Annotated in this window: 24 protein-coding genes; 8 read left to right on the forward strand and 16 right to left on the reverse strand. The window is 69.1% G+C overall.

What is annotated here, in order from left to right; genetic code table 11:
• Window positions 1-39: 39 nt before the first annotated feature.
• The 3 genes from IE209_RS15930 to IE209_RS15940 are packed head-to-tail and all read left to right on the forward strand — an operon-like array spanning window position 40 to window position 2,121.
• Window positions 40-378, forward strand: a complete 339-nt coding sequence (locus tag IE209_RS15930; RefSeq protein ID WP_229882880.1) for a hypothetical protein — start codon at window positions 40-42, stop codon at window positions 376-378.
• 4 nt (window positions 379-382) lie between these two features.
• Window positions 383-1,354 (forward strand): homoserine kinase, encoded by a 972-nt coding sequence (locus tag IE209_RS15935; RefSeq protein ID WP_189687941.1) that lies wholly within the window; start codon window positions 383-385, stop codon window positions 1,352-1,354.
• The gene (locus IE209_RS15940; RefSeq protein WP_189687942.1) at window positions 1,351-2,121 is read left to right on the forward strand and encodes a BPSS1780 family membrane protein; all 771 of its coding nucleotides are present in this window, start codon (window positions 1,351-1,353) and stop codon (window positions 2,119-2,121) included. The genes IE209_RS15935 and IE209_RS15940 overlap by 4 nt, the downstream gene beginning before the upstream one ends.
• Before the next feature lies 1 nt (window position 2,122).
• Here IE209_RS15940 and IE209_RS15945 read toward each other — a convergent pair whose 3' ends face one another.
• The 3 genes from IE209_RS15945 to IE209_RS15955 all read right to left on the reverse strand — a co-directional run bounded on the left by IE209_RS15945 (window position 2,123) and on the right by IE209_RS15955 (window position 4,038).
• Window positions 2,123-2,911 (reverse strand): ABC transporter ATP-binding protein, encoded by a 789-nt coding sequence (locus IE209_RS15945; RefSeq protein WP_189687943.1) that lies wholly within the window; start codon window positions 2,909-2,911, stop codon window positions 2,123-2,125.
• A 2-nt stretch (window positions 2,912-2,913) separates the two neighbouring features.
• Window positions 2,914-3,597 (reverse strand): molybdate ABC transporter permease subunit, encoded by a 684-nt coding sequence (modB, locus tag IE209_RS15950; protein WP_189687944.1) that lies wholly within the window; start codon window positions 3,595-3,597, stop codon window positions 2,914-2,916.
• Between the two features lie 93 nt (window positions 3,598-3,690).
• Entirely contained in the window at window positions 3,691-4,038 is a 348-nt protein-coding gene (locus IE209_RS15955) for a winged helix-turn-helix domain-containing protein (protein WP_189687945.1), read from the reverse strand.
• 207 nt (window positions 4,039-4,245) lie between these two features.
• Here IE209_RS15955 and IE209_RS15960 point away from each other — a divergent pair, with 207 nt between their 5' ends.
• Window positions 4,246-5,010 carry a hypothetical protein gene (locus IE209_RS15960; protein ID WP_189687946.1) on the forward strand — a complete coding sequence of 255 codons (765 nt, stop codon included), beginning with the start codon at window positions 4,246-4,248 and terminating at the stop codon, window positions 5,008-5,010.
• A gap of 28 nt (window positions 5,011-5,038) precedes the next feature.
• Here the strand turns inward: IE209_RS15960 and IE209_RS15965 are convergent, their stop codons facing one another.
• From IE209_RS15965 to IE209_RS15980, 4 genes are all read right to left on the reverse strand, one after another.
• A complete protein-coding gene (locus tag IE209_RS15965; RefSeq protein ID WP_189687947.1) occupies window positions 5,039-5,386 on the reverse strand; it encodes a hypothetical protein in 348 nt (115 codons plus the stop codon).
• Window positions 5,387-5,492: 106 nt separating this feature from the next.
• A complete protein-coding gene (locus IE209_RS15970; protein ID WP_189687948.1) occupies window positions 5,493-7,643 on the reverse strand; it encodes a putative bifunctional diguanylate cyclase/phosphodiesterase in 2,151 nt (716 codons plus the stop codon).
• Window positions 7,644-7,727: 84 nt separating this feature from the next.
• On the reverse strand, window positions 7,728-9,299 hold the full coding sequence (locus IE209_RS15975) for a methyl-accepting chemotaxis protein (RefSeq protein WP_189687949.1): 1,572 nt from the start codon (window positions 9,297-9,299) through the stop codon (window positions 7,728-7,730).
• A gap of 89 nt (window positions 9,300-9,388) precedes the next feature.
• Window positions 9,389-11,767 (reverse strand): UvrD-helicase domain-containing protein, encoded by a 2,379-nt coding sequence (locus IE209_RS15980; RefSeq protein ID WP_189687950.1) that lies wholly within the window; start codon window positions 11,765-11,767, stop codon window positions 9,389-9,391.
• Window positions 11,768-11,844: 77 nt separating this feature from the next.
• Between IE209_RS15980 and IE209_RS15985 the strand changes: the two genes are divergently transcribed.
• Entirely contained in the window at window positions 11,845-12,525 is a 681-nt protein-coding gene (locus IE209_RS15985) for a CBS domain-containing protein (RefSeq protein ID WP_189687951.1), read from the forward strand.
• Window positions 12,526-12,534: 9 nt separating this feature from the next.
• Here IE209_RS15985 and flhC read toward each other — a convergent pair whose 3' ends face one another.
• The 4 genes from flhC to IE209_RS16005 all read right to left on the reverse strand — a co-directional run bounded on the left by flhC (window position 12,535) and on the right by IE209_RS16005 (window position 15,045).
• Window positions 12,535-13,080, reverse strand: a complete 546-nt coding sequence (gene flhC / locus IE209_RS15990; RefSeq protein WP_189687952.1) for a flagellar transcriptional regulator FlhC — start codon at window positions 13,078-13,080, stop codon at window positions 12,535-12,537.
• Window positions 13,081-13,107: 27 nt separating this feature from the next.
• Window positions 13,108-13,434, reverse strand: coding sequence for a flagellar transcriptional regulator FlhD (gene flhD / locus IE209_RS15995; protein ID WP_145546026.1), 327 nt, complete (start codon window positions 13,432-13,434; stop codon window positions 13,108-13,110).
• A gap of 198 nt (window positions 13,435-13,632) precedes the next feature.
• Complete coding sequence (locus IE209_RS16000) at window positions 13,633-14,226, reverse strand: DUF2242 domain-containing protein (protein ID WP_186329649.1); 594 nt, start codon at window positions 14,224-14,226, stop codon at window positions 13,633-13,635.
• Window positions 14,227-14,313: 87 nt separating this feature from the next.
• Complete coding sequence (locus IE209_RS16005) at window positions 14,314-15,045, reverse strand: hypothetical protein (RefSeq protein WP_189687953.1); 732 nt, start codon at window positions 15,043-15,045, stop codon at window positions 14,314-14,316.
• Between the two features lie 93 nt (window positions 15,046-15,138).
• Here IE209_RS16005 and IE209_RS16010 point away from each other — a divergent pair, with 93 nt between their 5' ends.
• From IE209_RS16010 to IE209_RS16020, 3 genes are all read left to right on the forward strand, one after another.
• Window positions 15,139-15,378, forward strand: coding sequence for a hypothetical protein (locus IE209_RS16010; protein WP_189687954.1), 240 nt, complete (start codon window positions 15,139-15,141; stop codon window positions 15,376-15,378).
• Between the two features lie 20 nt (window positions 15,379-15,398).
• Window positions 15,399-17,228, forward strand: a complete 1,830-nt coding sequence (locus IE209_RS16015) for a M14 family metallopeptidase (RefSeq protein WP_229882881.1) — start codon at window positions 15,399-15,401, stop codon at window positions 17,226-17,228.
• An 87-nt stretch (window positions 17,229-17,315) separates the two neighbouring features.
• Window positions 17,316-17,720: an RNA-binding protein gene (locus IE209_RS16020; RefSeq protein WP_189687956.1), complete on the forward strand. Its 405-nt coding sequence runs from the start codon at window positions 17,316-17,318 to the stop codon at window positions 17,718-17,720.
• A gap of 6 nt (window positions 17,721-17,726) precedes the next feature.
• On the opposite strand, the gene IE209_RS16025 is transcribed toward IE209_RS16020, so the two are convergent.
• The 5 genes from IE209_RS16025 to IE209_RS16045 all read right to left on the reverse strand — a co-directional run bounded on the left by IE209_RS16025 (window position 17,727) and on the right by IE209_RS16045 (window position 25,179).
• Window positions 17,727-18,389, reverse strand: a complete 663-nt coding sequence (locus IE209_RS16025; protein WP_189687957.1) for a hypothetical protein — start codon at window positions 18,387-18,389, stop codon at window positions 17,727-17,729.
• Entirely contained in the window at window positions 18,386-19,489 is a 1,104-nt protein-coding gene (zapE, locus tag IE209_RS16030; protein ID WP_189687958.1) for a cell division protein ZapE, read from the reverse strand. Before zapE ends, IE209_RS16025 begins: the two co-directional genes overlap by 4 nt.
• 3 nt (window positions 19,490-19,492) lie before the next feature.
• Complete coding sequence (gene lpdA, locus IE209_RS16035; RefSeq protein ID WP_189687959.1) at window positions 19,493-20,920, reverse strand: dihydrolipoyl dehydrogenase; 1,428 nt, start codon at window positions 20,918-20,920, stop codon at window positions 19,493-19,495.
• 69 nt (window positions 20,921-20,989) lie between these two features.
• Window positions 20,990-22,261 (reverse strand): 2-oxoglutarate dehydrogenase complex dihydrolipoyllysine-residue succinyltransferase, encoded by a 1,272-nt coding sequence (odhB, locus tag IE209_RS16040; protein ID WP_189687960.1) that lies wholly within the window; start codon window positions 22,259-22,261, stop codon window positions 20,990-20,992.
• 35 nt (window positions 22,262-22,296) lie between these two features.
• The gene (locus tag IE209_RS16045) at window positions 22,297-25,179 is read right to left on the reverse strand and encodes a 2-oxoglutarate dehydrogenase E1 component (protein WP_189687961.1); all 2,883 of its coding nucleotides are present in this window, start codon (window positions 25,177-25,179) and stop codon (window positions 22,297-22,299) included.
• Window positions 25,180-25,368 lie beyond the last annotated feature (189 nt).

The following is a 25,368-nucleotide window of genomic DNA, read 5'->3' on the forward strand; positions in this document are numbered from 1 at the left end:
TCGGTGCCCAGGGCGTTGCGGCCACCTACAATGCCGTCCATGCGCGCACTCGCCCTCCTCTGTTTCAGCCTGGCGGCCACGGCTTCGGCCTTCGGCCAGGCCCCGGCTGCGGCCCCGCCGCCGCTGGTGGCCGACAACCCGGGCCAGCCCGGCACCGAAAAGCGGATCGAGCACATCCGCATCGAGGACAAGGGTGCGCGCATCGACGAACTGCGCTACGGCGGCGAACCGCAAAGCATCACCGTGCAGCCGCTGAACAGCGCCATGCCGGCCTACGAGATCGTGCCGCACAACGGCGCGCGCGTGCGGCCCGGCAACGAACGCGACAACGCCCAGGGCAATGCCGGGCAGCGCGTCTGGAAAGTGCTCGGTTTCTGAGATCGTGGCAGTCTTCACCGAGGTCACAGAACACGATGCCCAGGCCCTGCTGAACACCCTGGGGTTGGGCGCGCTGCGCGGCTTGCGCGGCATCCAGGGCGGCATCGAGAACACCAACTACTTCGTCGACAGCGAGCGCGGCCAGCATGTGCTGACGCTGTTCGAGCGCCTGTCGTTCGCGCAGTTGCCCTTCTACCTGCACCTGATGCAGCACCTGGCACGCCGCGGCATTCCCGTGCCAGACCCGGCCGCCGATGCCGACGGCGCCATCCTGCACAGCGTGAGCGGCAAGCCCGCCGCATTGGTCAACCGGCTGCGCGGCGCGAGCGAACTGGCCCCGGGCCCGGCGCACTGCGCCGCCGTGGGCGCCATGCTGGCGCGCATGCACCTGGCCGGGCGCGACTACGACCGGCACCAGCCCAACCTGCGCGGCCTGCCCTGGTGGAACGAGACCGCACCCGTGGTCCTGCCTTATCTGGAACCCGGGCAGGCGGCGCTGCTGCAGAGCGAACTGGCCTACCAGAACCACGTGGCGGCCTCGGCCGCCTACGCCGCGCTGCCGCGCGGGCCGGTGCACGCCGACCTGTTCCGCGACAACGTGATGTTCGAGCAGCGGCCGGGCCAGGCCCCGGTGCTGACCGGCTTCTTCGACTTCTACTTCGCGGGTGTGGACACCTGGCTGTTCGACATCGCCGTGTGCCTGAACGACTGGTGCATCACGCTGGCGGACGGCCAGGCCGATGACGAACGGCAGGCCGCGTTCCTCGATGCCTACGGGTCCGAGCGCGCGCTGACCGGCCCCGAGCGCGAACTGCTGCCCGCCATGCTGCGTGCCGGTGCGCTGCGCTTCTGGATCTCTCGGCTGTGGGATTTCCACCTGCCGCGCGAAGCCGCGCTGCTGACCCCGCACGACCCCGGCCACTTCGAGCGCGTGCTGCGCGCCCGCGCGACGCGCCTTGCGCCCGCTTTCGCATGAACCTCCACATCGTCCCCGCCCGCACCGGCGTCCAATGGGTGCGTGAGGGCATCCAGACCTTCTTCCGCCAGCCGCTGGCCCTGGTCGGCCTGTTCTTCATGTACATGGCGGTCATGCTGATCGTCTCGCAGCTGCCGGGCATCGGCGTGCTGCTGGCCGGCGTGCTGGTGCCGGCCAGCACGCTGGGCCTGATGGCCGCCACGCGCGAGGCGGCGCAGGGGCGCTTCCCGATGCCGACCGTGCTGGCCAGCGCGTTCCGCGCCGGCCAGCAGCGCATGAAGGCCATGCTGGCGCTGGGCCTGGTCTATGCCGTGCTGTCCACGCTGGTCTCGCTGCTGGTGTCGGCCCTGCTGCCCACGCCCGAGGCGCCGGCACCGGCCGGCACCCCGGCGGCGCAGCAGGTCAGCGGCGCCGTGCTGCTCACGCTGCTGCTGCACCTGCCGATCTTCCTGATGTTCTGGCACGCGCCCGCGCTCGTGCACTGGCACGGCATCACGCCGGCCAAGAGCCTGTTTTTCAGCATCGTGGCCTGCCTGCGCAATGCGCGCGCCTTCCTGGTCTACGGCCTGGCCTGGGCCGGCCTGGTGATGGCCATGGGCATGGTCATCGCGATCTTCGCCTCGCTGGTCGGCAGCGCCGAAGCGGCCAGCATGGTCATGATGCCCTTCGCCTTCCTGATGGCGGCCATGATGTCGACCTCGATCTACTTCAGCTTCCGCGATTGCTTCGTGGAAAGCGAAACGCCGGCGTTGCCCCACCAGGCCTGATTCAGCCGCCCAGCAGCATGCGCTGCAACCTGGCGCGCAGGGGCGTCGCAGTCGGCGCGGGCGCGCCGGTCAGGGCTTCGCGCCGCAGGTCCTGCTGCACGCCGGCGCGCAGATCCACGCGGCGGACGATGCGCCCGTCCTCGTAGACGAAGGCCTCGTCGGCCAGCGCCAGCGCATCGTCCACATCGTGCGTGATCATGAGTGCGGGGATGCCGGCCTGCCGGCAGGCCGCCGCGAGTCCGGCCCGCAGCTCCTCGCGCAGCATGGGATTCAGGGCCGCGAAGGGTTCGTCCAGCAGCAGCAACTGGGGCTCGCAGGCCAGTGCGCGGGCCAGCGCCACGCGCTGGCGCTGGCCGCCCGACAAGGTCTGCGGCCGGCTCTCGGCCATGGCCGACAGGCCGAAGTCGTGCAACAGCATGTCGATGCGCTGCTGCTGCACCGGTGCCAGTCGCCGGCGGTGCCAAGAGGTCAGGCCGAAGCCGATGTTCTGGCGCACCGTGAGGTGCGGAAACAGCGCGTAGTCCTGGAACAGGTAGCCGATGCGGCGCGCGGCCGGTGGCAGGTCCACACCGGTGGCCGCGTCGAACAGCGTGCGGCCCGCCACGCGCACATGGCCGGCGGCCGGCCGCAGCAGGCCCGCCATGGCCTGCAGCGTGAGCGTCTTGCCCGAGCCCGAGGGCCCGTACAGCGCAACGAAGCCGGCGTCCGAGGCGAAGGTCGCCGACAGTGCGAAGCTGCGCCGGCCGTCGGCCACGCCCAGCTGCAGATCGACGTCGATGCGTGCGGCCATGGTCAGCGCGGCGCCAGCAGGCGGTTGGACAGCACCAGCACGGCCATGGACAGCAGCGAGGTGATGACGACCAGCACCAGCGCAAGATCGTCCTGCCCGGCCTGGCTGGCGTCGTAGATGGCCATGGACAGCGTCTGCGTCTGTTGCGGGATGGAGCCGGCCACCATCAACGAGGCGCCGAACTCGCCCATTGCGCGCGCGTAGGCCAGCAGCGTGCCCGCCAGAATGCCCGGCCAGGCCAGCGGCAGCGTGACGCGCAGGAACACCGACAACGGCGACTGGCGCAGCGTGGCGGCGGCCGCCTCGAGCGAGCGGTCCACGCCCGCGAACGCCGCGCTGGCCGACTTGAGCACCAGCGGCAGCGCCACGATGGCCGAAGCGACCACGGCGCCATGCCAGCTGAAGATGATGGCGTAGTCGAAGTGCTCCCGCAGCCAGGCTCCGAGCGGGCTGCGCCGCCCTGCCAACACGAGGATGCCGTAGCCCACCACGGTGGGCGGCAGCACCATGGGCAGCATGCAGGCGGCCTCGAGCAGCTGGCGGCCCGGAAAGCGGCATCGCCCCACCAGCCAGCCCAGCGCCATGCCCAGCACCAGCGCCACGGCCGTGGCCCAGGCCGCCACCTGCAGCGACAGGATCAGGGGGTGCCAGTCCATGCCGGCCAGGAGCGCGCGCGTCGTGTCCATGAAGATACAGCGAGGATTCTGGCACAGCCACCCGACCCCGCGCCGCCGGCGCCGCGGCGAGGAGCCTGGGCGGCAGAAATCCGGCCCCCGCTCCTAGGGTGCGAGCAGCCGGTTCAGCGCCGCGATGTCGGCCGCGGCGGCCAGGCGTGCGGTGTTCTCGATGGCGCGGTAGCGCCTGACCAGTTCCATGCCGACCTCGGTCAGTGCCGTACCCCCTCCGTGCGCGCCGCCGGCCGCGGTGTTGACGGCCGGCGTGGCCAGGGCCTTGTTGGTCTCGGCGACGAGCACCCAGGCCCGGCGGTAGGACATGCCGAGGTGGCGCGCCGCCGCCGAGATGGAGCCGGTTTCGGCCACCGCCTCCAGCAGCGCCACCTTGCCGGGGCCGATGGCGATGCTGTCGTCGCGGTAGATGCGCAGGCGGAACTGCACTTTGGATTTCATGGCCACACATTGTGCCGGCCGCCTCGCACCGGGGCCTGCGGCCATTGCCCGCAGCTTGCAAGAGGTGCAAACGCGCTCTTCCACAGAACAGCGGATGCCGGGGCATGTCGGAGCCCGGGGCATTTGAAACCGAACGTAAACTCGCCCGCCGGCGGCGTATGCAAAAGGCCGTTTTGGTACCCAATCCCCCACTTTCGAAAGATCTTCATGGCTTTGCTCCGCCCCCGGTTCTGCCCATTCCTCATGACGGTGGCTGCTGCCGCCGCCCTTTCCGCATGCGGTGGCGGCGGAGGTGACGGGGACGCGGACAACGAAGTTGCCGTGACTGCGGAGGGCGTCTACGAGGGCAGCCTGGGTGCTGCCGTCACCGGACAGTACGCTGCGATCGTGCTGGAGAACGGCGAGTCCTGGGCGCTCTACAGCTTCACGGGCGGCGCCGGCTTCCTGCAGGCCCGCGGCACTTCCCACGATGGTTCCTACACCGCCAGCGACGTGCTGGACTACGGCACGGCGCCCCCCTCCGCAGGCAGGATTTCCGCCAGCTACAGTGCTTCCGCGGGCACCATGCAAGGCCAGTACGTCTTCGGCCAGAACGTGGTCCCGTTCACGGCCAGCAAGCCGACGCAAGGCTACCGCTACGACACGCCGGCCAACCTGGCCAGCGTCACCGGAAGCTGGGCGCTCGTTTCCTCGGCAGACCAGTCCATGCGCCTGCAGGTCGCTGCCGACGGGACCCTGTCCGGGACCGGCCTCACCGGTTGCACGCTCACCGGCAGCCTCACGCCGCGCCCCTCCGGCAAGAACGTCTTTAACGCAGTCCTGCGCTTTGGCAGTGCGTGTGCGCAGCCTGATCTTGCTGCCAGCGGCGTCGCCATCGTCGTCGTGGAGGATGGTCAGCCGGTGCTGATGGTCATGGGCCAAAGTGCCGACCGGATGGTCGGCACCATCGCGGTGGGCACGCCGGCGCCCTGACAGCGGCAGCGGGCCGGCGCCGCTGCGCTCAGCGGTGCGCGCCGGTGCGCCCCAGAATCCAGCCGACCACCAGCGCGGTGGCCACCGCCTTGAGCGGGCGCGCCGCCACGTAGGCACATGCGCCCTCGAGCAGTTGGTTCGGTGCGGCGCGCACACGGTCGATGCGTTGGTCCAGGCGCTGGGCGGCCCCAGCCACGCCGCTGGCCATGCGGTCCACGGTCTGGTGCGCACCGGCGGAGGCGCGGTCCAACGCGTGGTGCACGGGCTGGGCGACCCGGTCGATCGTCGAATGCAGGTTCTCGCCGACCTCGTGCAGGCCACGCTGCAACTTGCCTTCGTCCAGGGAAGGGTTGAACGCTGCGGTGTCGTTGTGCATGCTGAACTCCTGTGTGTTGGATGGATCGGTTCAGCGTACGCAATGCGCTGCCATCGCGCTGTCGGAGAGCGGCGATATGGCTGTAGGACGCGCGCCGGCGCGGCTTTCAGGCCGCGATGGCCTGGCGCCGGCGCTGCACGAAGGCGGCGAACGCGTCGGCCGCAAGCGGCTTGCTGAACAGGAAACCCTGCACCTCGTCGCAGCCGCGCTCGCGCAGGAAGGTCTGCTGCACTGCGTTCTCCACGCCTTCGGCGACCACGTGCAGCTTGAGCGTGCGCGCCATCTGCAAGATGGCCTCGGTCAAGCCGCGGTCTTCCGGATCGCTGGCCAGGTCGGCGATGAACGAGCGGTCGATCTTGAGCGTGTCGATCGGGAACTGCTTGAGCGTGGACAGCGAGGAATAGCCGGTGCCGAAGTCGTCGATGGCGATCCGCACGCCGATCGACTTGAGCGAGCGCAGCAAACGGCGGCCGGCCTCGGCGTCCTGCATGATCGCGCTCTCCGTGATCTCCAGCTCCAGCTGGCGGCCGTCCATGCCGGTCTCGTGCAGGATGGACACGATGTCGCCCAGCAGGTCGGCGTCGCTGAACTGGCGCGGCGAGAGGTTCACGGCCACCGTCAGCCCCGCGAGGCCCTGCGCCTGCCAGGCCATGTTCTGCAGGCAGGCCTGGCGCAGAGCCCATTTGCCCAGCGGCACGATCAGCCCGGTTTCCTCGGCCACGGGAATGAACTGCTGCGGCGAAACCATGCCGAGGCCGGGGCTGGGCCACCGCAACAGGGCTTCCATGCCCCGGATGCGGCCATCGCGCAGGTCCAGCTTGGGCTGGTAGTGCAGTTCCAGCTCGCCATGCTCCAGCGCACAGCGCAGCGCCGATTCGAGCTCCAGCCGTGCGATCGAGTTGTCGTCGTCGGCGGGCGAGTAGAAGGCGAAGCTGTTCTTGCCGGCGCCCTTGGCTTGGTACATGGCGATGTCGGCATGCTTCATGAGCGTCTGGCCGTCGCTGCCGTCGCGCCCATGGCGGCTGATGCCCACGCTGGCTGTCACCCGCAGTTCGTAGCCGGGAATCGCGAATGGCTTGGAGATGGCCTGCAGGATCTTCTGCGCCACGGCCTCGGCATGGCGGTCGCTGCGCAGCTCTTCGACGAGAACCACGAACTCGTCGCCGCCTAGGCGCGCGATCGCGTCGCCTGCACGCAAGGTCTGGCGCAGCCGCTGCGCCACCTCCAGCAGGAGCGCGTCGCCCACGCCATGGCCCAGCGTGTCGTTGATCTGCTTGAAGCGGTCCAGGTCGACGAAGAACAGACCGAAGGGATGCGTGCCCTCTTCCGCGCGCGCCACCGCTTCGGCCAGCAGTGCGCCGAAACGGTTGCGATTGGGCAGGCCGGTCAGGCTGTCGTGGTAGGCCAGGTACTCGATGCGCTCGGCCGCCTCCTGCTGGCGCGCGATGCCGTCGTGCAGCAGCGCGTTGCTGCGCGCCAGGTCGGCATTGCGTTCCTGCAGCGCGTCGTGCTGGCGCTGCAGGTCGGCCGACATGCGGTTGACGGCCGTGGCCAGCCGGCCAACCTCGTCCCTGGAGCGCACGCGCAGGCGCGCGCCGTGGTTGCCGGCTGCCACCAGGGCCACGGCGCGTTCCAGCTCGGCCAGAGGCTGCACCAGCGCATGCGTGACGCGAAAGGCCATGATCCAGCCCAGCACCGCCAGGATCAACGTTGCCACCACGGTCAGCAGCGCAGCCTGCTTGGCCTCGGCCATCAGCGTGTCGTAGACCTGGGTGTACTCGAACACCACGGCATCGCCGCCATGCAGACCGGAGCCGCCTTCGCGCAGCGGAACCACGACCTGGTGCGCCTCGCTGCCGTCGGACACGTCTTGGCCGATGAAGTCGCGCGGCCGGCCCTCTGTCACCGCCTGCGCGATCTCGGGCGCATGGTAGGTCTGGCCGATGACGCGGCGGTCGGTGGCAGCGACCACGACACTGTTGCCATCGACCAGGAAGATGTTGCGGTCGAACAGCACGCCCATGCTGTCGAAGTAGCTTTGCCGGTCGCGCTGCGCCGGGCCCGGTTGATCGGACATGCGCGCCACCGCCATGGCCACATGCTGGGCCTCCTGCAGCGCCGCACGCTGCGCGCCGACAAGCTGCAGCACCACCGCCGCGCCGGCCAGCACGATGAAGCCCGCCAGCATCACGAGAAACGCGCCCAGCAGCTTGAGCCGGATGCTCATCTCGGGAAACAGCTTGGGGAACAGGCTCATCGCGGTGTCAGGCTCCTGTGGCGGTACCTGGACTGTGGCGCTGCCCCCTGGCCCGAATGTGGCGCAATCGTGTCGCGCCGCGCTTCAAGCCATGCCGATGCGGAAAATTCCCACCTGTTGCGCCAGCTGGTCGGCCTGGCTGCGCATCGCGGCGGCCGATGCCGCGGACTGCTCGACCAGGGCTGCGTTCTGCTGTGTCACGGCGTCCATGTCGGCGATCGCCTGGTTGATCTGGTCGATGCCCTGCGACTGCTCCTGGCTGGCAGCGGCGATCTCGGCCACGATGGCCGAAACGCGCTGCACGCTCTCTACGATGTCCTGCATGGTCGCGCCGGCCTGGTGCACCAGGCTGCTGCTGTGCTCGGCGTTCTGCACCGACGCCTGGATCAGCGTGCGCACCTCCTTGGCCGCTTCGGCCGAGCGTTGCGCCAGATGGCGCACCTCCCCGGCCACCACGGCGAAACCGCGGCCCTGCTCACCGGCGCGCGCCGCCTCCACCGCCGCGTTGAGGGCCAAGATGTTGGTCTGGAAGGCGATGCCGTCGATCACGCCGATGATGTCCACGATCTTGCGCGAGGACGCGGTCAGCGTCTCCATCGTCGCCACCACTTCGCTCACCACCGCCCCGCCCTTGCCGGCGACCTGCGAGGCCGTGGCCGAGAGCTGGCTGGCCTGGCGCGCGTTGTCGGCGTTCTGCTTGACGGTTCCGGTCAGCTGCTCCATCGAAGCCGCGGTCTGCTGCAGCGCGCTGGCCTGGCGCTCCGTGCGCGAGGACAGATCATGGTTGCCCGCCGCAATCTCGCTGGAGGCCGCCGCGATCGCGTCTGCGCCCTGGCGCACGCCGCCCACGATGCCGGCGATGCTGTCGCGCATCGCACGCATGGCATGCAGCAGGCTGCCCTCGGCCCGGGCCGGCACGGCGATCGCCATGTCGAGCTCGCCCTGGGCGATGCGCTGCGCGACCTGCGCTGCGTAGGCCGGCTCCCCGCCCAGCTGGCGCAGCAGGCCGCGGGCGACCAGCAGGCCGATGCCGACCAGCACGGCGCCGAGCAGCAGCGCCGCCAGGCCGAAGCGCAGCAGGCGCTGGTGGAAGGCGGCATCCACGGTGTCCACGTACACCCCCGAGCCGATGATCCAGCCCCAGGGCTGGAAGGCCTGCACGTAGGAGGTCTTGGGCACGGGCTTGTCGCTGCCAGGCTTGGGCCACAGGTAGGGCACGTGGCCGGCGCCCGACGCGCGCGCCACGTTGACGAACTCCACGAACAACCGCTTGCCCGTGGGGTCCTTGTTCTCCGAGAGGTTCTTGCCGTCCAGCTCGGGCCGGATCGGGTGCATCACCATGGTCGGCGTGAAGTCGTTGATCCAGAAGTACTCCGCGCCGCTGTAGCGCATGGCCTTGACGGTGTCCATGGCCCGGCGCTTGGCTTCGGCCTCGGTCAACCGGCCCGCAGCCGCTTCGCGCTGGTAGTGCACGAGCACGCTGTGCGCAGACTCCACGTTCTGGCGCACGCTGGCCTGACGCTCCTCCATGATGAGACTGCGCTCGGACCACAGGAAGGCGGCCGACAGCGCCAGCACGCCGGCCAGCGCACAGCCGATCAGGATGCCCAGGCGCTGGGCGGTGCGGAGAGAACGCGGAGCGGGTGCTGCATCCATGGCGAAATCGGCCGCTTTGGGCCGCCAAAGCTCTGAATGCACCCACAATATCCGAACTTATTAGTTCGAAAATAGAGCGAAACCCGTCCTCAGGGCACCGGTGTCAGTTTCGCCACGGCCAGCGCCAACCACTTGACGCCATGGCGCGGAAAGTCGATCTGCGCGCGCGCGTCGTCGCCGTTGCCTTCGAGCAGATTGACGGTGCCCTCGCCGAATTTGGTGTGGAACACCTTCATGCCGGCGCGCAGGCCGTGCGACGGCGCGGCCTTCTGCGGTGGCAGCGGGGCGGCGGCCGAAGGGAAGTTGCCCGCCTCGATGCCGAAGCGACCTGGCGCCGTGCCGCGGCTGCCCATGCCGAAGCCCGACTGGCGCGGCGTGATCCACTTGAGCGCGTCCTCGGGCAGCTCCTCGAAGAAGCGGCTGCGCAGGTTGTAGCGGGTCTGGCCATGCAGCAACCGGGTCTGCGAGAAGCTCAGGTACAGCCGGTCGCGTGCGCGCGTGATGGCCACATACATCAGCCGGCGCTCCTCCTCCAGCCCGTCGCGCTCGGTCATGCTGTTCTCGTGCGGAAACAGGCCCTCCTCCATGCCGCCGATGAACACGCAGTCGAACTCCAGGCCCTTGGCCGAGTGCACGGTCATGAGCTGCACCGCGTCCTGGCCGGCCTGGGCCTGGTTGTCGCCGGCCTCCAGCGCCGCATGGGTCAGGAAGGCGGCCAGCGGCGACAGGGTCTCGCCGGTGTCGGGCGCGACATCGGGCAGCGGCGTGTCGACGAGCGGTGCGTTCGGGTCCAGGCCCTGGCTGGCAGGCGACTGCGACAGCCCATGCTCGTCCAGCGGCAAGGCCACCGCATCGCGGCCGAAGCCCTCCTGCGTCACGAAGCTCTCGGCCGCGTTGACGAGTTCCTCCAGGTTCTCCACCCGGTCGGCGCCCTCGCGGTCGGCCTTGTAGTGCTCCAGCAGCCCACTGCCCTCGAGCACCTGCTCGATGATCTCGCGCAGCGTGAGGCCCGCGGTCTGCTCGCGCAGCACGTCCACGCGCGCGACGAAGGCCGTGAGGTTGCTGCCGGCCTTGCCGGACAGGCTGCTCACGGCGTCGTGCAGCGAGCAGCCGTGCGTGCGTGCCGCGTCCTGCAGCTGCTCGATGCTGCGTGCGCCGATGCCGCGCGGCGGGAAGTTCACGACGCGCAGGAAACTGGTGTCGTCGTGCCGGTTCTCCAGCAGCCGCAGGTAGGCCAGCGCGTGCTTGATCTCGGCCCGCTCGAAGAAGCGCAGGCCGCCGTAGACGCGGTAGGGCATGCCGGCATTGAACAGCGCAGTCTCGATCACGCGGCTCTGGGCGTTGCTGCGGTACAGGATCGCGATTTCCTTGCGCGGCACGCCGTCGCGGACGAGCTGGCGGATCTCGTCCACCATCCACTGCGCCTCGGCGAAATCGCTGGCCTGCTCGACCACGCGCACGGGCTCGCCAGGCCCCTGGTCGGTGCGCAGGTTCTTGCCCAGCCGGCGGCTGTTGTGCTCGATCAGCGCATTGGCCGAATCGAGGATGTTGCCGTGGCTGCGGTAGTTCTGCTCCAGCTTGATCTGCTGGCGCACCTCGAACTCGCGCACGAAGTCGGCCATGTTGCCCACGCGTGCGCCGCGGAAGGCGTAGATGCTCTGGTCGTCGTCGCCCACGGCCAGCACGCTGCCGGCGTGTCCCGGCGGCAGGCCCTGGTCCACTTCGGCCTTGCCGGCCAGCATCTTGATCCAGGCGTACTGCAAGGTGTTGGTATCCTGGAACTCGTCGATCAGGATGTGGCGAAAGCGGCGTTGGTAGTGCTCGCGGATCGGGTCGTTGTCGCGCAGCAGCTCGTAGCTGCGCAGCAGCAGCTCGGCGAAATCGACCACGCCCTCGCGCTGGCACTGCTCGTCGTACAGGCGGTACAGCTCGATCTTCTTGCGCGTGTCCTCGTCGCGGCCCGTGAGGTTGTGCGGCCGCAGGCCCTCCTCCTTGTTGCCGCTGATGTACCACTGCAGCTGCTTGGGCGGAAAGCGCTCGTCGTCGATGTTCAGTTGCTTGAGCAGCCGCTTGATGGCCGAGAGCTGGTCCTGCGTGTCCAGGATCTGGAAGCTCTGCGGCAGCGCCGCCAGCTTGTAGTGGGCGCGCAGGAAGCGGTTGCACAGGCCATGGAAGGTGCCGATCCACATGCCGCGCACGTTCACGGGCAGCATCGCGCCCAGGCGCGTCATCATCTCCTTGGCCGCCTTGTTGGTGAAGGTCACGGCCAGGATGCCACCGGGCGAGACCTGGCCCGTGGCCATGAGCCAGGCGATGCGCGTGGTCAGCACCCGGGTCTTGCCGGAACCGGCACCGGCCAGAATCAGCGCGTGCTCCTGCGGCAGCGTGACGGCGGCCAGCTGTTCGGGGTTGAGCTGGCGCAGCAAAGGCGACGCGCCATCGGCCGCCGGAGGATCGAAAGGAAGCATGCCGCGATTGTAGAAAGCGGCCGCTGTGGTAATTTCCGCCGCAGTACGGCCCCACGCGACGCGACCAGGAGGCTCCCATGTTTTCCATCTACGGCGTCAGCGGGCGCCAGTTCACCGGCTCGGCCGAGCAATTGCGCCAGATCGAGCGCGTCAACGCGGCTGCGCGGACGCGCCGCATCGATTCCAACGAGGAAGTGCTGCCCGAGCGCGTCTCGGCCGACCCCGCGCTGACGACGCCACTGGAGCCGGCCGCCGGCACCAGCGTGGCGCGGCGCACCGCGCTGGCGGCCTACGCCCAGAGCAGCGCGCCCGAGACCCAGCGCCAGCCGCTCACGCGCGTGGCCGAGATCATGCGCCAGCCGGTGCTCACGCTGCCCGAGAGCACGCCGGTGCTGCAGGCCTGGAAGCTGCTGGCCTACCACGGCCACGCGCAGGCCCCGGTGGTCAGCGCCTCCGGCATGCTGGTGGGCCTGCTGCTGCGTGCGGACCTGTTCCCGGCCGAGCGCATGGCCGTGGCCGAGATGCCGCAGGAGAGCTGGGCCGCGCTGATGGCGCAGCCGGTGTCCGAGCTGATGTGGACGCCCGTGCCCAGCACCTCGGCCGACAACGAAATCCGCCGCGTGGCCGCCGTGCTGCACGAGGACGGCCTGCCCGGCCTGCCCGTGGTGGACGATGCGGGCGCCGTGGTCGGCTTCGTTTCGCGCGGCGACATCGTGCGCGCCGTGGCACACGAGCCGCCGCTGGACCTGTGGAGCTGATCTACCGCGTCACTGCAGCATCAGCGAGCGTTCGCCCTTGCACTTGCCCGCGCGCGCCGGCGGGTTGCACAGGCCGCACAGGTAGGTGCGCGGGTTCTCGTAGAGCTCGGAGACGAACTTGCCGGCGCAGCTGCTGCAGGCCGTCATGTTGAGCATGTTGGCATCGACGAACTTCACCAGGCGCCAGGCCCGCGTGAACGAGAGCAGCGGGTCGATCTCGGCCGCCTCGACCTGCTCCAGGTACAGCCGGTAGGCCTTGGTCAGCATGTCGATCGGGTCCATGTCCATGCTCTTGGACAGGTACTCGTAGATGTTCAGGAACAGCGAGGAGTGTATGTTCTCCTGCCAGGACAGGAACCAGTCCGTGGAGAACGGCAGCTGCCCCTTGGACGGCGACTTGCCCGCCACTTCCTTGTACAGCCGCAGCAGCCGCTCGTAGGACAGGTCGGTCTCGGACTCCAGCACCTGCATGCGGGCGCCCATCTGGATCAGCATCGCGGCGCGCTCGATCTGGCGCGAATCGTTCAGCACACTCTTGGTCGAGGCGGCGGCCATGGCTTTGCTCCTGCAGGCGGTGGATGCTCAGATGACTTCGGCCAGGCGGCCGGCCATCAGGATGTTGGCGTGCAGCTTGTTGGTGGCCTCGTTGCCGACCTTCTTCACGTCGTGGTTGGTCAGCAGCTTCCAGACCAGGTTGTCGTCCACGCGGAAGTGGCACAGCAGCATGTTGCTGGACGCCAGCTTCAGGATCTGCGCCGCCGACAGCGCGCCCAGGATGTCGGCCGCCTCTTCCTGGATGCCCAGGCGGAACAGCGCCGCGGCCTTGTCCTGGCGGATCAGGTTCTGCGCCAGCATCAGGTAGGTGAGGTTGGCTTCGCGGATCTCGGCAATGATCTGGTCGGTGTTCATGGCGGCACTCCTTTGCATGTCAGCGGATCCGAGGGCACTGCATCTACTGCAGGCGAAGGGTCGTGATCCGTTGAAATGGATTGTGGTTGCCACCCAAAAGCTTTTGAGTCGGGGGTTGGATGGACGCCGCGTCTCTCCCGTCGGCCGTTCTTGTAGGAAAAAGGCCTACAGCGCCACAGCGCCGATGACCACAGCCGCTCAGGCCGCGGGCTGGTCCGGATGGGGTGGGCGGCCACCCCCGTCCTGCTGCCCTTCTTCCTCTTCCTCGTCGAGCAGGAAGCGGTTGATGAGCTGGAACAGGCGGTCGTAGAACTCCTGTGTCGCGATGGTCTCGCTGCCGATGCGCACCAGCGAATCGTCGCTCGCCGCGAAGGGCAGCGACACCGAGCCCACCGCGCCCACGCCCAGGCTGGCCGCGGTGGCGCTCTTCTTGAGCGAGAACCGGTCCTGCTGCGCGGTCACGAACCCCAGCGTGCTCTTGCCGCTGCGCGTCTCGGGCGCACAGACGATGCGGATCTCCATCTGCACGTGCGTGTCCACGGCCGGCTGGAAATTCTTGCGTCCGTCCACCAGGTCCTTGGTGGCCGTGTTGATCAGGTAGCCCTGGCTCAGCAGCGCGCGGCGCGCGGCCTCGCAGGTCTCCGACGGCGTGGCGCCGAAGCTGCGCGAATAGGTGGAACTCGAATCGAAGTGCTCCTGCGGTGCCAGCTTCTGCCGCGGCAACTGGCAGCCGCTCAGCAGCGCGAGCGACAGGGCGCCCAGAGCAAGGATGCGAAAAGACCGGTGGATCATGGATTGGGAAGGCAGGGCTGCGCGAAAGTGTAGGCCACGCCAATGGCAAGAAGTTCCCGGCCGCCGCACGCGCGGCAAGGGCATCTCTCAGTCGCCGCGCAAGAGCTGCTGGGCGTCCTCGTCCAGGCCGGCGCAGGGCGTGGCGCGGGCCAGGGCCATCCAGACATGGTGTGGCAAGGCCAGCCGCTCGCGCCGCTGCGCATTGCGCTGCACCGACAACTGGCCATCTTCCTGCAGGACAAGCACGCCGCATTCGGCCGGCACGTCGTCCGCATCGCCGATGGCCCGCCCGCGCGCGTCGCGGCCCAGCACATACCAGCACTGGCCGCCCAGGTCCAGGTAGGCCTGGCGCTTGGCCGGCTTGCGCAGGTCGCCCAGCAGGTCGGCGCGACTCACCTTGATCTCGTGCACCACCGGGTCCACGTAGGCGGCCACCGAGGTGTTGCGGATCGAGAACACGTCCGGGCAGGCCATGCACCAGCTGGGGTCTGCGCCCTCGGCGGCCGGCGGCAGCAGCGCACGCAGCGCCAGGCCACGCCAGGCGATGCGCCCTGCCCGCCCCTGTTCGCGCGCGACACGCTCGACCAGCGTTTCGTGCGCCGAACGCGCCCGCTGGTTGCGCACGGCCGCCTGCGCCACGGCCTGGATGCCGGCTTCGGTCAGACGCACGCTGTCGCGCCCGTCGGCATGCAGGCGCTCCAGCAGACCCAGCGCCAGCAGTTCGAGCTCCACCACGTCCTGCCAGGGCCAGCCGGCAGACCGGTAGACCTCGCGCAGGCGGCGGGCATGCGGGCGAGAAAGCGCGGTCGCAGGTCCCATGTCGTTCCAATCGGAGCGGCATTGTGCCCTTGGCCGTCCGTCGGAAAGTGCAAGGCATACTGTGCGCCTCATGCAAGGAGCGACGGAGACCCCATGCACCTGAACTACGAAGACTCGGCCGGCTCGCAGTTGGCCTTGCTGGCCGCGGTCAAGCTGCTGCTGGCACCGCACCGGGGCGATCTGGACGCCATCAAGGGCCTGCGCCATGAGCTGGATAGCACGCGCGAACTGCTGGCCTCGCTGCCCGGCACCGAGCGCAAGCTGCTGTCCTTCGAAGTCACCGCCGAGGCGCTGATGTCGGTGCTGGCACCGCCCAGCCAAAGCCAGTATTGATGCTCCTGCCCGACCGCCCCATGAAGCTCCGCCCCCTTGCCCTGCGCACGCTGGCCCCGGCCGCGCTGGCGCTGCTCACCGCCTGCGGCAGCACGCCGCTGCCGCCCTGGCCGGCCGACCGCCCCACCACGCGCACCGCACCGGCCGTCGTCGACATGGGCCGCGCCGCTGCGCCAGCCGCTGCCGCCAGTGCGCCCATGCCGACGGGCCCGGCCCCTGCGGTCGTGGTCGAGGCCGTGCCGCCGCCCGGCGCGGCCAGTGCCGCCACGGCGCCCGAGGCGTCGCCCGCAGCACCTGCAGCCCCCTACGGTCCGGAGGTGGCCGCGCGCTTCCCCGACCCATCCACCGTCTACGACACGCCGGGCCTGACGCCTGGGCGCGAGCAGTTCAGCAGCAACAGCGAGATCTCCGGCTGGCTGCGCGACCTGGCGGCGGCCAGCGGGGGGCGCAGCCGCGTCGGCCTGCTGGGCCTGGGCGCCTCGCAGAGCGGCACGCCGCTCGAGGCCCTGGTGCTCACGCGCGCGGCGTCCACCGACCCGGCCGCGCTGCTGGCCAGCGGCAAACCCACGGTGCTGCTGGTCGGCCAGCAGCATGGCGACGAGCCGGCCCCGGCCGAAGCCCTGCTGGTGCTCGCGCGGGAACTCGCCCGGGGCCGGCTCGAGCCGCTGCTGGACCGCATCAACGTGGTGCTGGTGCCGCGCGCCAACCCCGACGGCGCGGCCGCCGGCAAGCGCGTGACGGCCGGCGGCATCGACATGAACCGCGACCACCTGCTGCTGCGCACGCCGGAGGCGCGCGCGCTGGCACGCCTGCAGCGCGACTACCAGCCCGCCGTGACCGTGGACGCGCACGAGTACACCGTGGTCGGCCGCTTCCTCGAAAAGTACGGCGCGGTCCAGAAGTTCGACGCGCTGCTGCAGTACGCGACCACGGCGAACCTGTCCGAGTTCATGCCGCGCGCCTCGGAGGAATGGTTCCGCCGCCCGCTGGTGGCGGCGCTGAACCGCGAAGGCCTGTCCAGCGAGTGGTACTACACCACCTCGACCGACCCGAACGACCTGCGCATCTCCATGGGCGGCACCCAGCCCGACACCGGCCGCAACGTCTACGGCCTGCGCAACTCGGTCAGCCTGCTGCTCGAGACGCGCGGCGTCGGCATCGGGCGGCTGCACATCCAGCGCCGCGTGCACACCCACGTGGTGGCCATGACCAGCGTGCTGCAGAGCGCCTCCCAGCGCGCCGAGGACCTCGGCAAGGTGCGTTCCTACATGGACCGGGAGGCGGCCGGCAACGCCTGCCGCGGCGAGATGGTGACGAGCGCCGGTCCCACGCTCCAGCGCCGCGCGCTCGTGATGCTGGACCCGGCCACGGGAGCCGACCGCCCGATCGAGGTGGACTGGAACTCCGCGCTCGAACTGCGTGCGCTCAAGACGCGTGGGCGCCCCTGCGGCTACTGGCTCGCGGCATCCGCCACGCAAGCCGTGGAGCGCCTGCAGCAGCTCGGCGTGCAGGTCATGCGCGTGGCGGAGCCGGGCGCCGTGCTCGGCGAGAGCTACCGCGAGACCGCGCGCACGAGCGGCGAGCGCAGCGACGTGCGCGGCAGCATCGCCGACGCCGCGCCCATCGTGCGGGTCGAGGTGGCGCTCGCGCGTGGCGTGCTCGACACGCCCATGGGCAGCTACTACGTGCCGCTGTCGCAGCCGCTGGCCAATCTGGTCGTGGCCGCGCTGGAGCCGGATACGCAGAACAGCTTCTTCGCCAACCGCGTGGTCGATGCGCTGCAGAGCCAGGCCCGCGTGGTCGGCGAACCCACGATGCGGCTGGAGCCGCTGCCGGCCGGCGCCTTCTGAGGCCGTCCTACAGCGCGCAGCCGCTGCGGCCGACAGCGGCCGCGCCTGCGGTGCACTGCAATGCGGAGAACACGACAAGGAGTTCCCATGCAGCCCTTCGCACTCGACCCCGACATGCTGACGCTGGCGGGCGTCTTCTATCCCACCGGCTACGTGTTCGCGATGTTCCCGACCGAGCAGGATGCCCGCGGGGTTGGGGAAACCCTGGAAAGGGAAGGCCTGTCGGAAAAGCCCGTCATGCTGCTGTCGCCGCAGCAGATCCTGGAGAAGGTGGTGCGCACCGTGGGCAGCGCCGACATTCCCCTTCCGTCGGCCGGCACCGAGGCCGCCACGGTGCGCCAGTACGCCGCCCTTGCCGGCCAGGGCCACTGGGCCGTGATGGTCCACGCGCCGGACGCCGACGACACCGAGGCCGTGATGCGCGTGGTGCGCCAGGCGCCGTTCTCGTTCGCCGAGAAGTACCGCCGGCTGGTCATCGAAGACCTGGCCTGACGCGGTTCAGGGCGCCGGATCCGGCAGCGGCTTGGCCTTGCTGGGCTCGGCCGCATTGCGCCGCAGCACGCTGGCCTTGCGCTCCTCGGCCTCGCGCACACGGGCCGCGCGGCGGCGCGCTTCATCGTCCGCCTGCGCAGCCTTGTCCGCGCGTTGCGCCTCGGCCTCGGCATGGCGCTGCTGCTTGTGCTCCATGCGTTCCTGGTGCTCGCGGATCGCGGCCTCGTCCGGCACGCGCGGCGCGGGCGCGCCGGCCTGGGGCAGCTTGCCGCCGCCAGGCCGCGGTGCGGCGTTGGGCGCGCGGGGCTCCGCCACGGGGCGCTCGGCCTGGTCGGTGGCCTGCGCCCGGCTCTTCTCCTCCAGGCTGTCCAGGCGCTCGGCCGCGCGCCGCTGGCGTTCGCTGTCGTTGATCAGGATCTCCTGGCGGCGCAATGCGCCTAAGGCCTCGCGCTGCCAGGCCAGGTTGCGGTTCAAGCAGTCGTTCACCGCGAAACGCTGGTGGCAGGCGCGTTCCTCCTCGGCGAAGCGCGTGGCGATGGCGGCGCGCTCGCTGGCGATGCGCGCACGCTCCGCCGCCACCTGCTCCGGTGCCATGGGCGTGGAACTCTGGCCGAAGGCGCTGCAGGCCACGAGCAGCACGGCGGCTGCGCACAGGCGGGCGTCTTTCATGTGAGCCCCGTGTCCACGGTGCGGTGCTCCAGCGCGAGGAATTCGACCGATTGCATTTCGTTCAAGCGTGACACGGTCCGCGGAAACTCGTGCGCCAGAGGGCCTTCGGTATACAGCTCTTCGGGCGGCGTGGCGGCCGACATGATCAGCTTCACGCGGCGGTCGTACAGCACGTCCACGAGCCAAGTGAAGCGCCGCGCCTCGGAGGCCATGCGCACCGGCATGGCCGGCACGTCGGACAGCAGCAGGGTATGGAAGCGGCTGGCCAGTTCCAGGTAGTCGTTCTGCGAGCGCGGCCCGCCGCACAGCGTGCGGAAGTCGAACCAGACCACGCCACCGGCCTTGCGCCGTGCGCGCAGCTCGCGCGCCTCGATGTGCAGCAGCGGGTCTTCGTCCTTGTGGTCGGCCAGCCGGTTGAAGGCCTCGGTCATCTGCGCGTCGGCTTCGGGGCCGAGCGGCGTGTGGTAGAGCTTGACCTGCTCCATGGTGCGGCGCCGGTAGTCGGTGCCGTTGTCCACGTTGACCACCTCCATCTGCGCGTTGAGCAGCGCGATGGCGGGCAGGATGCGGTCGCGGTGCAGGCCGTCGGGGTACAGCCCGTCGGGAATGAAGTTGGACGTAGTGACGAAGCCCACGTCGTTGTCGAACAGTGCCTGCAGCAGCCGGTGCAGGATCATCGCGTCGGTGATGTCGGCGACGTGGAATTCGTCGAAGCAGATCAGCTTGTAGCGCTTGGCGATGCGTCGGCCGAGCTCGTCCAGCGGGTTGACCGTGCCCTGCAGGTCCACCAGTTCGCGGTGCACCTCGCGCATGAATTCGTGGAAGTGCAGCCGCGTCTTGCGCTTGATCGGCACGGCATTGAAGAAGCAGTCCATCAGGAAGCTCTTGCCGCGCCCCACCCCGCCGTACATGTAGACGCCCTTGGGAATGGGCAGGCGGTTGATCAGCTTCTTGAACGCGTTGGAGCGCTTGTCCTTGTAGGCCGCCCATTCGGCGGCACAACGCTCCAGCGCGGCGACCGCGCGCAGCTGCGCGGGGTCGCTCTGGTAACCGCGGGCGGCCAGCTCCGCGTCGTAGGCCGCCCGGACCGGTCCCGTCATGCCTCAGAAGTTCAGCGTGCGCTTGTCCACCGCCAGCGCGGCTTCCTTGGTCGCCTCGGACAGCGAGGGGTGGGCGTGGCAAATGCGCGCGATGTCTTCGGCGCTGGCCTTGAACTCCATGGCCACCACGGCTTCGGAGATCAGTTCGCTGGCCATGGGGCCGACGATGTGCACGCCCAGGATCTCGTCGGTCTTGGCGTCGGCCAGGAACTTGACCATGCCGGTCGTGTCGCCCAGCGCGCGCGCGCGGCCGTTGGCCAGGAACGGGAAGGTGCCGGCCTTGTAGGCCACGCCATCGGCCTTGAGCTGCTGCTCGGTGCGGCCGACCCAGGCGATCTCCGGGCTGGTGTAGATGACCCAGGGAATGGTGTTGAAGTTGACATGCCCGTGCTGGCCGGCGATGCGCTCGGCCACGGCCACGCCCTCTTCCTCGGCCTTGTGCGCCAGCATGGGGCCGCGCACCACGTCGCCGATGGCCCAGACGTTGGGCAGGCTGGTCTTGCAGTCTTCGTCGACCACCACGGCGCCGCGCTCGTCGAGCTTGAGGCCCACGGCTTCGGTGTTCAGGCCGATGGTGTTGGGCACGCGGCCGATCGAGACGATCAGCTTGTCCACGTCCAGCTGCTGGGCCTCGCCCTTGGCGTTGGTGTAGGCCACGGACACGCCATCCTTTCCGGCCTTGACCTCGCCGACCTTCACGCCCAGCTCGATCTTCAGGCCCTGCTTGTCGAAGGCCTTCTTGGCTTCCTTGGCGATCTGCTCGTCCACAGCGCCCAGGAAGGTCGGCAGGCCTTCGAGGATGGTGACCTCGGCGCCCAGGCGGCGCCAGACCGAGCCCATTTCCAGGCCGATCACACCGGAGCCGATCAGCGCCAGCTTCTTGGGCACGGCACCGACGCGCAGCGCGCCGTCGTTGGACAGCACGGTCTCTTCGTCGAAGGGCACGCCCGGCAGCGCGCGGGCGTTCGAGCCCGTGGCCACGATGACGTGCTTGCCCGTGATGGACTCTTCCTTGGCGCCTGCGACCTTGATCTCGTAGGCACCGCCATCGGCCTTCACGAAGGAACCGCGGCCGTGGAAGAAGGTGACCTTGTTCTTCTTGAACAGGTACAGGATGCCGTCGTTGTTCTGCTTCACGACGGTGTCCTTGCGGGCCAGCATCTTGGCCACGTCGATCTTCACGTCGGACGCGGTGATGCCGTGCTCGGCGAAGTGCTTGTTGGCGTGCTCGAAATGCTCGGAAGACTGCAGCAGCGCCTTGGAGGGGATGCAGCCCACGTTGGTGCAGGTGCCGCCCGGCGCCGGGCCGCCCTTGCCGTTCTTCCATTCGTCGATGCAGGCGACCTGGAAACCGAGTTGCGCAGCGCGGATGGCGGCGATGTAGCCGCCGGGGCCACCGCCGATGACGACGACGTCAAATGCTTGGGACATGGTGAGAAATTCCTGAATTCAATGGCACAACGCCCCGAGGGCGGGGCGTTGCGCGAGGCTTGGCTGCGATCAGATGTCGAACAGCAGGCGCGACGGATCTTCCAGCGCTTCCTTCATGGCGACCAGGCCCAGCACGGCTTCGCGGCCGTCGATGATGCGGTGGTCGTAGCTCATGGCCAGGTAGTTCATCGGGCGGATCACGATCTGGCCGTTCTCCACCACCGCGCGGTCCTTGGTCGCGTGCACGCCCAGGATGGCCGACTGCGGCGGGTTGATGATGGGAGTGGAGAGCATGGAGCCGAAGGTGCCGCCATTGGAGATGGAGAAGGTGCCGCCGGTCATCTCTTCGATGCCGAGCTTGCCTTCCTGGGCCTTCTTGCCGAACTCGGCGATCTTCTTCTCGATCGCGGCGAAGCTCATCTGGTCGGCGTTGCGCAGGATGGGCACGACCAGGCCACGCGGCGAACCGACGGCGATGCCGATGTCGAAGTAGCCGTGGTAGACGATGTCGTTGCCATCGACCGAAGCGTTCAGCACGGGGAACTTCTTGAGCGCGTGCACGGCCGCCTTCACGAAGAAGCTCATGAAGCCGATCTTGACGCCATGCTCCTTGGTGAACTGGTCCTGGAACTTCTTGCGCATCTCCATGACCGGGGCCATGTTGACTTCGTTGAAGGTCGTCAGGATGGCGTTGGTGGACTGCGATTGCAGCAGACGCTCGGCCACGCGGGCGCGCAGGCGGCTCATGGGCACGCGCTGCTCGGGGCGGTCGCCCAGGTTCTGCGCCGCGGGGGCGGCGACCTGCGGCAGCACGCTCTTGGGCGCGCCGGTCGGGATCGCCACGGGTGCGGCGACGGCAGGCTTGGCACCGCCGGCCACGGCACCCAGCACGTCGCCCTTGGTCACGCGGCCGTCCTTGCCCGTGCCGGCCACGTCGCCGGCGGACAGGTTGTTCTCGGCCAGCAGCTTGGCGGCGGCCGGCATGGCCACGTCGCCCTTGCTGCCGCCGGCGGCCGGAGCGGCCGCAGGAGCGCTCGCAGCGGCGGGGGCGGGAGCGGCGGCCGCAGCCGCCGGTGCGGGCGCAGCGGCGCCGGCCTTGCCTTCGGTGTCGATCTTCGCGATCAGCTGGTCGGCCACGACGGTGGCGCCGTCGCCTTGCACGATCTCGGCCAGCACGCCGGCGGCGGGTGCCGGCACTTCGAGCACGACCTTGTCGGTTTCGATCTCGATCAGGATCTCATCGGCTGCCACGGCCTCGCCGGCCTTCTTCTTCCACTGCAACATCGTGGCTTCTGCCACCGATTCCGACAGTTGCGGAACCTTCACTTCAACGATCGCCATTTTTCTGTTTCCGGTTTGTTCTGTTCAGACAAGGATCACTTGGTCAGCACGAAGCCCTTGAGCTTGGCGAAGGCGGCATCGACCAGCGCCTTCTGTTGCTCCTGGTGCAGGTGGGCGTAGCCCACCGCGGGCGATGCGGAGGCTGCGCGGCCGGCGTAACCCAGCTTCTGGCCTTCGCTCATGTTCTCGTGGATGTAGTGCTGCACGAAGAACCAGGCGCCCTGGTTCTGCGGCTCGTCCTGGCACCACACCACGTCCACCAGGCTGGGGTACTTCTTGAGCTCGGCCCCGAAGGCCTTGTGCGGGAACGGGTAGAGCTGCTCGACGCGGATGATGGCCACGTCGTCGGCGCCCTTTTCCTCGCGCTTCTTGACCAGGTCGTAGTAGACCTTGCCCGAGCAGGCGATCACGCGCTTGACCTTGGCCGCGTTCTTGGCCACGGCGTCGCTCTGGTCCGGGATCACGGTCTGGAAGCCGCCCTTGGTGAACTCGGACAGCGGCGAGGTCGCGTCCTTGTTCCGCAGCAGCGACTTGGGCGTCATGATGATGAGCGGCTTGCGCAGATTGCGGATCTGCTGGCGACGCAGCACATGGAAGATCTGGCTGGCCGTGGTCGGCTGCACGATCTGCATGTTGGTGTCGGCCGCCAGCTGCATGAAGCGCTCCAGGCGGGCCGAACTGTGCTCGGGGCCCTGGCCTTCGTAGCCGTGCGGCAGCATCAGCGTGATGCCGTTGACACGGCCCCACTTCACTTCGCCGGAGGCGATGAACTGGTCGATCACGACCTGCGCGCCGTTGGCGAAGTCGCCGAACTGCGCTTCCCAGATCACCAGGGTGTTCGGGTCGTTGGAAGCGTAGCCGTATTCGAAGCCCAGCACCGCCTCTTCGGACAGGATGGAGTCGATCACGACGAAGGGCGCCTGGCCGTCGGCCGCGTGGTGCAGCGGCGTGTAGGTGCCGGTGTCCCACTTCTCGCGGTTCTGGTCGTGGATCACGGCATGGCGGTGCGTGAACGTGCCGCGGCCGCAGTCCTCGCCCGACAGGCGCACCGGGTAGCCGCTGGCCACCAGCGAGGCGAAGGCCATGTGCTCGCCCATGCCCCAGTCTACGTTGATCTCGCCGCGGCCCATGGCGGCACGGTCGGCATAGACCTTCTTGACCAGCTGGTGCGGCGTGATGCTGTCCGGGATGGTGGTGATGCGCTCGGCCAGGCGCTTCCACTCGGTCAGCGGAATGGCCGTGTCGGCGGCATCGGTCCAGCGCTTGTTCAGGAACGGTGCCCAGTCGACCGCGTACTTGCTCTTGAAGTTGCTGATCGTGATGTCTTCGGCGTGCTTGCCGGCGTCCATGGCGGCGCGGTAGGCCTTCACCATGTCGTCGCCCAGCGTGTCGCCCAGGCCTTGCGCGGCCAGCTTGTCTGCGTACAGCTTGCGCGTGCCGGGGTGGGCCGCGATCTTCTTGTACATCAGCGGCTGCGTCAGGCTGGGCGTGTCCTGCTCGTTGTGGCCCAGCTTGCGGAAGCAGACGATGTCGACGACCACGTCCTTGTTGAACTCCTGGCGGTAGTCCAGTGCGAGCTGCGTGCACAGCACGACGGCTTCGGGGTCGTCGCCGTTCACGTGCAGCACGGGGGCCTCGACCATCTTGACCACGTCGGTGCAGTACAGCGTGGAGCGCGTGTCGCGCGGGTCGCTGGTCGTGAAGCCGATCTGGTTGTTGATGACGATGTGGACCGTACCGCCGGTGTAGTAGCCGCGCGTCTGGGCCAGTGCCAGCGTTTCCATGATCACGCCCTGGCCGGCGAAGGCCGCGTCGCCGTGCACCAGCACGGGCAGCACGGTGTCGCCTTCGGTGTCGCCGCGGCGGTCCAGGCGGGCCTTGACCGAGCCTTCGACCACCGGGTTCACGATCTCCAGGTGCGAGGGGTTGAAGGCCAGCGACAGGTGGACCGGGCCGCCAGGCGTGGACACGTCGCTCGAGAAGCCCTGGTGGTACTTCACGTCGCCGGCCGGCAGGTCTTCCGGCGCGGTGTGGTCGAACTCGGCGAACAGGTCGGCCGGGCGCTTGCCCAGGATGTTGACCAGCACGTTCAGGCGGCCGCGGTGGGCCATGCCGATCACGACCTCCTGCACACCGCGCTTGCCGGCTTCCTGCACGAGCTCGTCCATGGAGGCGATGAAGCTCTCGCCGCCTTCCAGAGAGAAGCGCTTCTGGCCCACGTACTTGGTGTGCAGGAAGCGCTCCAGGCCTTCGGCCGCCGTCAGGCGGTCCAGGATGTCCTTCTTCTTCTGCGCGTCGAAGTTGGGCTTGCTGCGGATGCTTTCCAGCCGCTGCTGCCACCAGCGCTTCTCGGTCTGGCTGGTGGTGTGCATGTACTCGGCGCCGATGGTGCCGCAGTAGGTTTCGCGCAGCGCGTTCGTCAGATCGCGCAGCGACATGGTCTCGCCGGGGAAGAACGTGTTGCTGGTGTTGAACACGAGCTGCTGGTCGGCGTCGGAGAAGCCGTAGAACGACAGTTCCAGCTCGGGGATGTCGTCGCGCACGTCGCGCTTCAAGGGGTCCAGATCGGCCCAGCGGGCGCCCACGTTGCGGTAGGCGGCGATCAGCTGCTGCACGGCCGTGCGCTTGCGGCCCATCTCGGAGTCGGCACCGCTGGCCACGACGACCTGGGTCTGGCCCTGCTTGGCACGCTCGGCGAAGGCGTTGACGACCGGCAGGTGCGGCACGTCGCGCATGTTGGAGCCATCGACGGCCGGCACGTGCTGCAGCGCGTCGAAGTATTCGCGCCAGTTGTCGGGCACGCTGCCGGGGTTGGCGAGGTAGTTCTCGTAGAGCTCTTCGACGTAGGGCGCGTTGCCCCCGAAGAGATAGGTGTTGTTCAGGTACGCCGTGTAGATCGACGGTGGCGTTGCACTCATTGCGCTGACCTCCGTTCCCCTTGGGGGAACATTAGCTGGTTTGCATGACCTTCCGCGACACGGCTGAACCGGTTGGCGGATGCGACTGTGGCTGGGAAGGGCCTAAGTTCGGCCGGCGATTATCACACCATCCGCGCGGGGGCGTGTGGAACGCGGCGGGCTGTTGCGCCGATCTCACGCCCGCGGCGC

This window comes from Pseudorhodoferax aquiterrae, assembly GCF_014652235.1.
GTDB classification, from domain to species: Bacteria; Pseudomonadota; Gammaproteobacteria; order Burkholderiales; family Burkholderiaceae_C; genus Pseudorhodoferax; species Pseudorhodoferax aquiterrae.

Excerpts from the sequence above, each read along its gene's own strand:
- IE209_RS15930 (WP_229882880.1), top strand. The coding sequence starts at position 40 with ATGCGCGCACTCGCCCTCCTCTGTTTCAGCCTGGCGGCCACGGCTTCG.
- IE209_RS15940 (WP_189687942.1), top strand. The coding sequence starts at position 1,351 with ATGAACCTCCACATCGTCCCCGCCCGCACCGGCGTCCAATGGGTGCGT.
- IE209_RS15945 (WP_189687943.1), bottom strand. The coding sequence starts at position 2,911 with ATGGCCGCACGCATCGACGTCGATCTGCAGCTGGGCGTGGCCGACGGC.
- modB (WP_189687944.1), bottom strand. The coding sequence starts at position 3,597 with ATGGACACGACGCGCGCGCTCCTGGCCGGCATGGACTGGCACCCCCTG.
- IE209_RS15955 (WP_189687945.1), bottom strand. The coding sequence starts at position 4,038 with ATGAAATCCAAAGTGCAGTTCCGCCTGCGCATCTACCGCGACGACAGC.
- IE209_RS15960 (WP_189687946.1), top strand. The coding sequence starts at position 4,246 with ATGGCTTTGCTCCGCCCCCGGTTCTGCCCATTCCTCATGACGGTGGCT.
- IE209_RS15965 (WP_189687947.1), bottom strand. The coding sequence starts at position 5,386 with ATGCACAACGACACCGCAGCGTTCAACCCTTCCCTGGACGAAGGCAAG.
- IE209_RS15970 (WP_189687948.1), bottom strand. The coding sequence starts at position 7,643 with ATGAGCCTGTTCCCCAAGCTGTTTCCCGAGATGAGCATCCGGCTCAAG.
- IE209_RS15975 (WP_189687949.1), bottom strand. The coding sequence starts at position 9,299 with ATGGATGCAGCACCCGCTCCGCGTTCTCTCCGCACCGCCCAGCGCCTG.
- IE209_RS15980 (WP_189687950.1), bottom strand. The coding sequence starts at position 11,767 with ATGCTTCCTTTCGATCCTCCGGCGGCCGATGGCGCGTCGCCTTTGCTG.
- IE209_RS15985 (WP_189687951.1), top strand. The coding sequence starts at position 11,845 with ATGTTTTCCATCTACGGCGTCAGCGGGCGCCAGTTCACCGGCTCGGCC.
- flhC (WP_189687952.1), bottom strand. The coding sequence starts at position 13,080 with ATGGCCGCCGCCTCGACCAAGAGTGTGCTGAACGATTCGCGCCAGATC.
- flhD (WP_145546026.1), bottom strand. The coding sequence starts at position 13,434 with ATGAACACCGACCAGATCATTGCCGAGATCCGCGAAGCCAACCTCACC.
- IE209_RS16000 (WP_186329649.1), bottom strand. The coding sequence starts at position 14,226 with ATGATCCACCGGTCTTTTCGCATCCTTGCTCTGGGCGCCCTGTCGCTC.
- IE209_RS16005 (WP_189687953.1), bottom strand. The coding sequence starts at position 15,045 with ATGGGACCTGCGACCGCGCTTTCTCGCCCGCATGCCCGCCGCCTGCGC.
- IE209_RS16010 (WP_189687954.1), top strand. The coding sequence starts at position 15,139 with ATGCACCTGAACTACGAAGACTCGGCCGGCTCGCAGTTGGCCTTGCTG.
- IE209_RS16015 (WP_229882881.1), top strand. The coding sequence starts at position 15,399 with ATGAAGCTCCGCCCCCTTGCCCTGCGCACGCTGGCCCCGGCCGCGCTG.
- IE209_RS16020 (WP_189687956.1), top strand. The coding sequence starts at position 17,316 with ATGCAGCCCTTCGCACTCGACCCCGACATGCTGACGCTGGCGGGCGTC.
- IE209_RS16025 (WP_189687957.1), bottom strand. The coding sequence starts at position 18,389 with ATGAAAGACGCCCGCCTGTGCGCAGCCGCCGTGCTGCTCGTGGCCTGC.
- zapE (WP_189687958.1), bottom strand. The coding sequence starts at position 19,489 with ATGACGGGACCGGTCCGGGCGGCCTACGACGCGGAGCTGGCCGCCCGC.
- lpdA (WP_189687959.1), bottom strand. The coding sequence starts at position 20,920 with ATGTCCCAAGCATTTGACGTCGTCGTCATCGGCGGTGGCCCCGGCGGC.
- odhB (WP_189687960.1), bottom strand. The coding sequence starts at position 22,261 with ATGGCGATCGTTGAAGTGAAGGTTCCGCAACTGTCGGAATCGGTGGCA.
- IE209_RS16045 (WP_189687961.1), bottom strand. The coding sequence starts at position 25,179 with ATGAGTGCAACGCCACCGTCGATCTACACGGCGTACCTGAACAACACC.